This window comes from Fodinibius halophilus (assembly GCF_011059105.1).
In the GTDB taxonomy this organism is placed as follows: domain Bacteria; phylum Bacteroidota; class Rhodothermia; order Balneolales; family Balneolaceae; genus Fodinibius; species Fodinibius halophilus.
Genome location: NZ_JAALLS010000023.1, coordinates 67951 through 78378 on the forward strand (window position 1 = coordinate 67951; position 10428 = coordinate 78378).

The following is a 10428-nucleotide window of genomic DNA, read 5'->3' on the forward strand; positions in this document are numbered from 1 at the left end:
CAACCCGCGTACTAGCAATAATTAGCTTATATAGTATATATTCCAGATATTAAGTTATCAATTATCGAAAATAGACATCAATTATTGATACCTATGAAGATCATTATATCTTGGCTTGCTTATAATAATGACTTCCAAAATGGAACTGTCGATGAATCAGGTCCCACATATAATTTCCATAATTATTTCTTCAATGAAGCACAATATGATAAACACATTCTTCTTGCAACGGAGACTCCCGAAAACCTTCGTATAACGAAGCTAGAAAATAAGCTGAAAAGAGACTTTCCCAAACATAATATTGAGTGTAAAACAGTCAGTATTGAAGATCCAATAGATCTACGAGAGGTAAAAACTAAAGTAGAACCCATTCTTTTAGACTTATCGGATTGCGAAATTGATATCTTTTTCTCTCCCGGCACATCAATTATGCAGGTAGCCTGGTATATATGCCATACCTCTTTAGGTCTTAATAGTCGACTCATACAAGTACGCCCAGCTAAACATTCTCAAAGTAATAAACCCGAGCGTTTAATAATAGATGTTAATACATCTGAAATTCCCAAGGGTGTAATTTTAAAACAAAAAAATTCAGAATCAGATACCTATGAGCATACTGAAAATTATCTAATAACTGATTCTATTCAACCAGTTTATGATAATGCCTTTAAAGTAGCACAAACTGATAATGTTACCACCTTAATACAAGCAGAAACCGGAACCGGTAAAGAACACCTTGCCCGTTTTATCCATGAAAACTCTGTAAGAAGCAACCAACCTTATATACCAATCAATTGTTCAGCCTTTAGCGATGACCTTCTAGAATCAAGACTCTTCGGCCATAAAAAGGGAGCTTTTACGGGTGCTACCAAAGATAAGGAAGGAATTTTCAAAAAAACGGATGGTGGCACTGTTTTCTTGGATGAAATTGGAGATATATCATCTTATATGCAGCAAGCTTTGTTACGTGTGTTAGAAGAAAAGGAGATTACGCCTGTTGGAGGAACTCCTGAGAAAATCGATGTTAGAATTATTACTGCAAGTAATAAAAACCTAGTACAACTGTGTAAAGACGATAAATTCAGGTGGGATCTTTTCTACAGGCTAAATGTAGCTCCTTTAGAATTACCTAGCCTGCAAGAGAGAGGAAAGGGAGAGGTTGAAAAGATGATCGACTTTTTCATCGATCAGAAACAAAAAACATTAAAAAAGTCAGCCAAACTCGAGTTTTCAAAGGAGGCAAAAAAGGTGCTAGTCAATTATGGCTATCCTGGAAATATCAGAGAACTTGAAAACCTAATTGAGCGGCTCTATGTATTTGCTGAAGAAGAGGTCATGGCCAACGATATTCCCAACTTTATTAAGAAAAATGACAATAAGAAATCACTTTCTTTGGCTGACTTAGAAAAACGGCATATTGAATATGTCATGGATTTGTATAACGGGAATCAATCCAAATCTGCCGAAGCGTTAGGGATCGTGGTAAATACTCTTAAGAACAAAATGGAGAAGTATGGATTGAAGAGACAAGACTTTGTTAAATAATTTTTTTACTAAACTTTTTTGAAAAGATGTTTGATTCTCACAAAATGGTAAACATCCCCACTGCTGATTTCCATGTTATTCATGAGCTCATTGCAAAAATCAGATATATAGTTTTATATGTTTAACGAATTCCCAGAAAAATGTATAATAAACGACCTAATTATCAGACTTATCACTAAAATGACCACAAGAGAGGTATCATCCCATTCCGTCTAACAAATGTATAACATGCCGTTCAGAGGATATATATCCCACATACATGCTCAAAAAGCTGTTTTTTCTAACATTTTTGTTAAACATATACTAAATGTTTAACAAATTTCTGATTATTGTTCTTAGCTTCTGTTAAACAACATATTTGTTAACCCTTCCCCTGCTAACAGCCACCTTTTTTTCTTAATAAGGTCCTTCAATCGTTGGTTTGACATACTTTTCAGCTCAGAAATATGCCAATTTTCTGTTTTTCGGCTTAATGCGTTATACGATTGCAGGTATAACTCGCTATCTGTTTGTTGTACGGAATGGTTCGGTAACTGAGTGAAAAGGTCGATGAGTTCGTTTAGCAATTTACTGTTTTTCTGGTCCCTGCGGTACCGCATCCGGCAGCGATCACTGCAGTACTTCGCATCAATGCGTTTGTTTGAGATATCAATGCCGCACGAAAGACAGCAATGTTCGGAATTGTTAGACATAAGAATGAAAAATTGATAGTTCTAAAGTAAGATGGTTTAACAAAGGAGATGTCTTTAATTTTAAGCCCTCTATTGTGGTTTTACCGATAAGCTTTAATCATATTTTTACGGAGAAACTCTTCAACTCCCTCCCTGGGATATAGGATCTTCCGTCCATGCTGGAAGTAAGAAATCTTTCCTTCATCCCGATAGTTTTGGACCGTCCGCCTCGAAACGCTTAACATCTCCATAACCTCTTCGGTAGAAAGCCAGTCTTTCTGGAAACTATTCTGATATTTGGGGAGCTCCTCCTTGACGGCTTCTTTAATGGCTTTAGTAAATTCGTCAAGCATTTCTTCACTAAATGTGATTTGGATAGCGTTTTTCATAATAATTGGATATAGGTTTTAGGTTTTTATTAACATTCTGTGTCGTTGTTTTTTTAATACCCAGATCTCACTATCTGCAAGCTGTTCAAAATCATCAGTAGTCAGGTTCGAAGAAGTTACTTTGTTAATCATTTCTTGAAAATCATACATATCCCGGGATTTGCGTTCCAAATCATTTGCTATCGTTTCGGGATAAGGAAAGAAAGCACTGGGTTTGTTTAGCAGTTGGGGTTTGTTGTCTCTGTAGTAGCTGCACTTACTTCGCATGAAAATCGCTTGCTTAATCTGTTTTACAGTAAATTGGTCTAAAGCCTCCTCAATATCTTTTACCTTACTTGGATCATCCGGATTCAGGGTATTGGGAAAAATCGTATTCCAGTAATTGATAACCTCCCATAAATCTTCAGATAAATTGCTACTACTAGTAGTATTTTTTTCTGTTTCTTTAGGTACTTTCTTTTGTGTGTTCGATTTTCGAACCGGTTGGGTGTTTGATTTCTGAACTACTTCTGGTTCGATTTTCGAACTACCTGAGATATTTATGTCAGGCAAACAATAAGTATATCTATTGGTATTTTCGGTTCGATCTATCTTGACCAGCTTTTTATGTACTAATCCTTTTATACCCTGGGAAATAGTCGATTTGGATAAACCTGTAAACTCTACCAGCTGGCTATAGGAGATCTTGTCAGACTTTTTGTCAAAGCCTACTGTTTTGCGATAAATCATCAGTAAAATTTTAAGCTCTCCCCCGCTAAGAGATTCCAATTGTTCATCAAAAATGAAATTAGGAATCATCGTAAAGGAGACATGGTCAGGTAACCTCGGCATGGTATTTCTGTTAGCTCAGATGGAAAATGCGTTCGATTACCTTGCGCTCGAAATATTTGCGGCGGCTGCCACCGAACTGTATGGAGGGAATGAACCGGTGATGTTCTTCGTCCAGGTTCGACCGGTTAAGAATGGTACGGTAATTCAATCCCGTCAGGTCTTCGACCTCTCTGGCGGTGATATATTTCTTTTCGTTTATACGATGTTTGTTAGAATTGAGGAGCAGATCTAACTTTTTCTCTATTCTGTTTAATTTTTCTTCACTCATCGGTATTAGCGTTAATTGGTGATTGATTTTCATCCCTAAACTATACGCTAAACACATGAGCTACAAAAAGTTACAGTATTTTTACCTATAGCAACATTACAGAAAATAACCTATCTACTACAGGTTCAATATGTTTTCTACAGAAAAGGCTGTGATCTGCTATAGAATTACTACAGAATTAATTTTCAACTCTTGAATTGACACTTCATTTCACACTAATCTAATAACGTATTGTTCATTTTTGGTTGGCCAAAAACGAACCAAAAAACCACCGGGGGAATCGTAGATTTTGTCCTAACTATACTTTCTATCCTGTTTTTTGCTCTATAGCGTTACTCATCTTTAAATTCACTTTTCCCGCGATTCACCCCGGACCCCAATTGAGAAACCCTGAAAATTTTTAAATTCTAATTAGCCAAATACCCCATTCAATTCCCTTACTTTTTGGGGATCTCTTTCTTTCTCGTAGGCTTGCCATTTTCATACCTTACCCAGGAGTTAATCCTGTTATTTATCTTTTCCCAGGATACCTCTTCTCCCTCTTCTATGATCCGGGCGCTATCTCTAATTTTATTTTTAATACGCTCTCCGGTCACTCTGTCTCCCAGTTTCTTATCATAATACCTACAGGCATCCGGTACACTGTCGAACTCCTTATAGAATTCATATTTCCCCTTTAAAGAAGCTTCCTCAATGACCTTGTCTATTGCATTGAGCTTAATCTGGTATCTGGCAATTTTCTTTAACTTACTTTTAATTTCATCAAAACCTTGTTGATCAAATACATAGCAGGAGTTCCCGCCCAAAGATTCAAATTCACGGTGCCATTTTTTTACGATCGGATCATCAACCCCGTTTATTTCTTTATCCACCTTATAAAAAGAATCATTCTTATCGGTAGCATCCGGATTTTTGATAGGCTCTGGGCTAACGGATTCCACGCTTTCCACCAAGCGATCTCGCGTCTCCTCTAGTTTTTTTCTTCTGTTCTTAAAAACCCGATCCTCCAGCTCTTCAAAACCATATCCGTCAAACTCTAACAGGTATTCTTCTTGCTCCATCTCATGTAGCCCGGTCAACTTATAGAGATCAACAGCTATTTCCCGTATAGACAACTCCTGTCCAACATGACGACTTATATAAAAAGAGCTGCTCAGTATCTGAATTAATGTATTAACTTTTTCTTGTGACATAACTCTATCTTATTTAATCAATTCCTTTCATTATGTTTTTGATGCCAAGCAAATAATCACCCCAACACTTCTGAATTACTTCCGAAAAGTTCCGAATTATTTCCGAATTCTGGACCAACTCATACAGTCAGTTTTTAAAATTCTTTGAACATAGTAACCCTGAATAAAATAACTCATTAAACCCCTTACATAACGTCTCCCTAGAAATACCCGGATAATATTTTCTTTTGACGCTCACCTAATCTATCCCCTTCATGGCATGTTTAATATCATTCTGATCCAGGTGCTCATAAATCTGAGTCACATCGATGGAAGAGTGTCCCATTATCTTTTGGACAATATGGATGGGGACCCCTTTTCGTAAAAGGTCAGTGGCACAGGAATGACGCAACCCATGTAAGGTTATCGTGTTAGGCACATCCTCGGCCAGCCGGACAAATTTTTTAAATGATCGGGAAAGCGATCCTGCCGTCATCCCTTGAAACCTATTCAACCCTGTAGAGCTGGGAAAAACATACCCATCCGTGGGTTCCTCCTGTTTCTTATGCCATTGCACTAGCCACGGTTTTAACGGCTCTCTAATCGGAACTATGCGCTCCTTGCCTGACTTCGTAGTGTTATCATCGGAATTAGTAATACGGATATGTCCAAGGTCATCCGGATCATCAGAATTGCCTTTTAAGTCTACATCTTTCCATCGCAAATTGACTGCTTCACTGGCTCGCATACCACAATAGTACATGGTATTAATCATCGGCTTAAACCACAGACGCATCTGATGGGGTTTTGTTACATACCCTTTCTTCTTTTGCTCTTTATAAAACTGGTCATAAGCTTCAAAGACTTGATCCAACTCCTCTCTGGAGATCGTCTTCTGGGCTATCTTCTGTGGTACTTTGGGAGGCTTTATATCGGCGGTAATATCTTCTTTTAAAATTTCTTTTTCATGAAGCCACCGGAAGAACACTTTCAGATGACGCAGATAACTAGCTTGTGTTGCCTTGGCTAAATCCGAGCGAAAACAAAACTCCCTGATATCCTTTTCTAAGATTTCGGTAACCGGCATGGTACGTCCCAGCTTATCTTCCAACATATCCAAGTGTCGACGGTAGTTATCTTTTGTAGTCTGATTGGCCTGGCTGCGCTGTTCTATAAATTGATCGGCCGCTTTATGAAGCGGTACGTATTTGCCCCGCAACTTTTGTCGCTTCTTCTTGGCTTCTTGACGCGGGCTCCATCCATTGAAGGGATCGATCTCTCCACGTTCGAATTTATCTTCATATTCAATCAAAAGTTTTTGTGCTTCCCGCTTGATCTTAGTGCCTAGACTCAGGGCTTTTTGTTTCCCCTTTCCGTTAATTTTTTTGTAAAACCGAATATAGTAAGTGCCATTTCTCTTTTTTAGACTAGCCATATTAGTAGTTTTGTGTAAAAATTATGCCTTGGTACAGCAGTTGGTACACGATGTACCAACTCACAACAGTGCATTACTCTGTATTAGTCACTCTAAAAAAGTAATTAATACTTGTAACTAGCTGTACCAATGTACCAACTTTTGTACCAACTATTTACATAATTCGTTGCAGAAAGTGAAATGATTTCACGCGGGAATTTTTAGTATCGAAGGGGATAGAATGCTAAATATGTCGCTTTATTGCTTTTAAAGGCATATTTAAGGGGTGGAAAAGGAGGGAATAAAAAAGTGGGCCCGGCAGGATTCGAACCTGCGACCAATCGATTATGAGTCGACTGCTCTAACCACTGAGCTACGGGCCCTAATCAGTATTTCTCTCAAAGAGCGCTAAAGTTAAGAGATTGTTATTCACAATACAAGGGTAACAATAGATTTTATATGCTTGCCCAATTGACTCTAACATCAACGTATGCCCAATTGGGTATTAATTTCAAGAATTACCCCCCCCTGCTGCGTTACTTCTCCCTGTGTGTTTGGGTAATCACAAAAAGTCTCAGATTTTCTGTTGTATAAGTAGATATGAATACCTTATATTTAGCGTCTCTCAAACGATCTGCTTTTTCGTTTTAAGAGTGATGCCCGAGTGGCGGAATTGGTAGACGCGTCGGACTTAAAATCCGATTGGTATCTAAATACCAGTGCCAGTTCGAGTCTGGCCTCGGGTACTTAAACAGACCCTAAGTTCTTGTTTTTAAAGAACTTAGGGTTTTTTGGTTTATAATTGGTAAAACAAACTGTTCTTTTCTCTCCATTCAAATAGAAATAAGTTCGCACTTCTATTTATCCTACATATACTAAATAATAGAAATAGTCCTAAATTCAGACTTTAGTCTATGTACACTCCGCATTGGGCTTTGTGTTTAACACCCAAGGCTGTAGTGATCTCTACAAACATATAGTGTAACCCTCGGTATTCTAAGCCTTCCCAGTGATTTATTTCCGTTTTACTGTTATTTTCCACTGTATAGACTTTTTCATGGTTTTGATAATCACTTCCATCACTATCTTTTAGTTTACCGGCTTTATAGGCTTCCAAACCATGATTTTCTACTTTGAATTTAACAGTGTATGGAGTAACAAAACCTTTTGAAAGATTGACATTAAATCTAATCCAACTATCACTGCTTAAGACCCTACTAGTAAATTTATAATCATTAGTAATGATTCCATTCTCTGTTTTTGAAATGTCAGCATTTAACTCGATGGAATTATCCGTTTCGTTAAAAAATGAGTGGTCATAATGACCAATTGGACTATACGCTAAATATTTTTTCCAGGACAATAAATACTGGTTATAGTTTATTGGGTCACCATTAGAGTTTGTTAAATTCGGCTTAAGATAGGGTTCTGGTTTCTTTTTGCCATTTCTAGTTACTTGCTTGACATCCAGTAGATCTTCTGGAAAATCAATTTCTTTTTTTAGGCTTTTACCGATCATTATTTGATTACTGCCTGCAGAGTGCTGTAATTTAGAAGCAACATCAACATAAAATGAAGTAGCGGTAACCTCATCGATCCCTGGGAACCCATACGCACTCCATATCACGTCACTTTCTTTTCCATAGTCGAGTCCAATTCTGATCCCAAATGAATCTTCAAAGCCTTTGGTTTCTAAATTGGGAGCTACAACCTTTTCCACAAAATATCTTATTACTGCAGAACAATTTAATGCATTTATGATATCATTGTAATCGCTCGTGTTTTTCCCTCCAAAATAAGCCATTACAGCATCTCCCATTATTCTATGAACGTGCCCATCAAATGCCTTTATCAATTCAATTGATGCCCTTATAAAAGCATTTTTAATCTGATAAACTTCTTGTGGACTATACAATAAACCCAACCGAGTAGAACTTACTATGTCCATGAATAAAGTGGTTATCGAATTATGTTCAATTTCTTTTGAATCTCGCAAATGCTCAAAATCAGGGTGATCTCCAATTGATGGTTCTCCTACCCCTTCTTTCCCATACAAAGGACGAAATAATCTTTGTAGTTCGTACTGTTCTACAATATTAGAATGTTTATTTTTGGCCTCAGCAACTGATTTCTGAACACTAAAGTTATTAGAAGCCTGTTGGTAATATGATTCAAATGCATTCTCCAATCTTGATGTAAAATCAGTGTATTTCATAGACTAAGTTAATTTTATTTGATACTACTCTCTATTTAAATTATTTGTGATAATACGTATGCTAAAAAGCCAACCAAAAATGTTACTACTCCCCACTTAATCGCGAAGTGCTTTTTACTTAAAATCTTACTTACCTCCCAGTTTTGTTTAGCATATTGATTTTCTATCTCTGAAGAACTAAGGTTTTGAACTTTTGAGAGATATCGGTCTTTAGAGCTCCAATTCTTAATGTTTTCCCAAAAAATAAATCCTTGATGTTTACTACTTACACTAGGAATGAATACTTTAGCACCAAAAAATATTGATATCAGAATACTAAGGGCACTTATTGCACCAAAAATAATTGCTTCATCGGAACAAAAAGTGCTTTTGGCTAAAGCTGCTCCAACAGTAATATCACCTGCAAGAAATACCGCTGCTTTTGCATCCGCTACTCTGATATAAAAGTTGAGATAATCATTAACATCTTTTGTAAAACCATGCGTATATTCATCTTTATTTGAGTCTTCTTCCATACTGGTTCTCAATAATTAATTTTTAGAATAATTAAATATAAATATGGGGAGGTTGAACCTCCCCATATTTATTATTTCTCTTTACGAACCCCTTTAAAGGGCTTATTATCTGCTTTCTGGTTCATAAATCGACCATCCGGACCTCGCTTAACCCATTTCTTAGTCTTTGGGTTATAGGTCTGTGATCGATCTCGAACCGCTCCTTTCCTATGTCCGTCGCCAGTTGGCGGATTGGTTGCCATAGTTAAAAAAGTTTAAATTTGTATTGACACAACGCTCAATACTAGTTAGGTTAGCCATAACTGAAAAAGGCTCTAACAAAGTATAAAACCTTTGTGTAGGTGCTAATTAGAACATCAGGGGCACCTAAGTTCCCTGACTAGTTCATGCCGCTGTCACCCTTTCCCGTCAAAGTCTGTGGTGACAAATAAATTTTCTAGCTCTCCAGTTCCTGCTGGAGAGCTTTTTTAATGTGCTTCTATTAAAAATAAAGGTTATAAGGCTTAGAGCAAGTAAACTGGCTGAATACTTTTCCACAAAAGGGTAGAGTTATCCACAATAGAAGCAATCTTTTCTGCAATATTTATTGATTTTTTGACTCGATAAATCCACACCCTGTGGATAACTTTTGCATTACTTCGTATAAAACCATTCCATTCACCTTAAATGGTACATTTTCATGTACTGAACATTAAATATTTTTAATATTTTCAAAGTTATTGCTATCTTCCTTCTTGTGCGGATATAAACAGGAAATACAGGAACAAATCATAAAACTATCATTACAATAGAAGTTATTTAACATTTAGTTTAAACAGTCGATAATACATATTGATATACCTCGTATAACTTCTAAAAGTAGTTTTAATTAATAATTTTGGAATTGAATTCAGTTATATTAGATTAATTAACCTTGAATATTGCGAAGGTTAACTTAAAATAATTCCACATTATAAAGGTTAATAGTGAAGGAGAGCTTCTCTTGCAATTTTAAATATTGGTGGCTTGTTTATGGAAACATTCATTGAAGAATTTCACAGCAATATTGAAAAAAAGGCACAGTCAAGATCTATAGAAACCATCAACCACTCTGGACCTCATGAAAGCGCCATTATTCTGGGCACTATTTTCAAGTATGCAAAAAACCATGTTAGAATGTATGTTGGTGATTTTTGTGGAGACATCTCAAATAATAGTTTCTATTTAGAACATTTGACTAACTTTTTAGAAGCTGATAAAAAGTTAAATGTGTTGGTAAAAGATCTTCACTCTACAAACCCATCTGAAGTTTATAAAAAAATAAGTTTATATGATGGGTTCAGTGATAATGTAAATATTGTTCATTCTAATGTAACCTTACCACCAGGAGGGGACATGGAATTGCTACAAAAAAATGGACAGTGAGTTA

General features: G+C 36.5%; 11 protein-coding genes and 2 tRNA genes. 3 read left to right on the forward strand and 10 right to left on the reverse strand.

The window, feature by feature from the left end; genetic code table 11:
* Nucleotides 1-93 precede the first annotated feature (93 nt).
* The gene (locus tag G3569_RS15130; RefSeq protein ID WP_165270700.1) at nt 94-1545 is read left to right on the forward strand and encodes an RNA repair transcriptional activator RtcR family protein; all 1452 of its coding nucleotides are present in this window, start codon (nt 94-96) and stop codon (nt 1543-1545) included.
* Nucleotides 1546-1880: 335 nt separating this feature from the next.
* On the opposite strand, the gene G3569_RS15135 is transcribed toward G3569_RS15130, so the two are convergent.
* The 7 genes from G3569_RS15135 to G3569_RS15165 form a co-directional block, all read right to left on the reverse strand.
* Nucleotides 1881-2237, reverse strand: coding sequence for a DUF2116 family Zn-ribbon domain-containing protein (locus tag G3569_RS15135; RefSeq protein ID WP_165270702.1), 357 nt, complete (start codon nt 2235-2237; stop codon nt 1881-1883).
* An 80-nt stretch (nt 2238-2317) separates the two neighbouring features.
* Nucleotides 2318-2605: a helix-turn-helix domain-containing protein gene (locus G3569_RS15140; RefSeq protein WP_165270704.1), complete on the reverse strand. Its 288-nt coding sequence runs from the start codon at nt 2603-2605 to the stop codon at nt 2318-2320.
* 18 nt (nt 2606-2623) lie between these two features.
* On the reverse strand, nt 2624-3436 hold the full coding sequence (locus G3569_RS15145; RefSeq protein ID WP_165270706.1) for a replication protein: 813 nt from the start codon (nt 3434-3436) through the stop codon (nt 2624-2626).
* Between the two features lie 10 nt (nt 3437-3446).
* Nucleotides 3447-3704: a hypothetical protein gene (locus G3569_RS15150; RefSeq protein WP_165270708.1), complete on the reverse strand. Its 258-nt coding sequence runs from the start codon at nt 3702-3704 to the stop codon at nt 3447-3449.
* 437 nt (nt 3705-4141) lie between these two features.
* Nucleotides 4142-4897, reverse strand: coding sequence for a hypothetical protein (locus G3569_RS15155; protein WP_165270710.1), 756 nt, complete (start codon nt 4895-4897; stop codon nt 4142-4144).
* 238 nt (nt 4898-5135) lie between these two features.
* Nucleotides 5136-6311, reverse strand: coding sequence for a tyrosine-type recombinase/integrase (locus G3569_RS15160; RefSeq protein WP_165270712.1), 1176 nt, complete (start codon nt 6309-6311; stop codon nt 5136-5138).
* Between the two features lie 289 nt (nt 6312-6600).
* A tRNA-Ile gene (locus tag G3569_RS15165) sits at nt 6601-6673 on the reverse strand.
* 275 nt (nt 6674-6948) lie between these two features.
* On the opposite strand from G3569_RS15165, the gene G3569_RS15170 reads away from it, so the two are divergent.
* Nucleotides 6949-7036 (forward strand) — tRNA-Leu (locus tag G3569_RS15170).
* Nucleotides 7037-7197: 161 nt separating this feature from the next.
* On the opposite strand, the gene G3569_RS15175 is transcribed toward G3569_RS15170, so the two are convergent.
* The 3 genes from G3569_RS15175 to G3569_RS15185 form a co-directional block, all read right to left on the reverse strand.
* The gene (locus tag G3569_RS15175; RefSeq protein WP_165270714.1) at nt 7198-8505 is read right to left on the reverse strand and encodes an adenylate/guanylate cyclase domain-containing protein; all 1308 of its coding nucleotides are present in this window, start codon (nt 8503-8505) and stop codon (nt 7198-7200) included.
* Between the two features lie 35 nt (nt 8506-8540).
* Nucleotides 8541-9020, reverse strand: a complete 480-nt coding sequence (locus G3569_RS15180; RefSeq protein WP_165270716.1) for a Pycsar system effector family protein — start codon at nt 9018-9020, stop codon at nt 8541-8543.
* Between the two features lie 71 nt (nt 9021-9091).
* Nucleotides 9092-9262: a hypothetical protein gene (locus G3569_RS15185; protein WP_165270718.1), complete on the reverse strand. Its 171-nt coding sequence runs from the start codon at nt 9260-9262 to the stop codon at nt 9092-9094.
* A gap of 769 nt (nt 9263-10031) precedes the next feature.
* Between G3569_RS15185 and G3569_RS15190 the strand changes: the two genes are divergently transcribed.
* Nucleotides 10032-10424: a hypothetical protein gene (locus tag G3569_RS15190; RefSeq protein WP_165270720.1), complete on the forward strand. Its 393-nt coding sequence runs from the start codon at nt 10032-10034 to the stop codon at nt 10422-10424.
* Nucleotides 10425-10428: the final 4 nt, after the last annotated feature.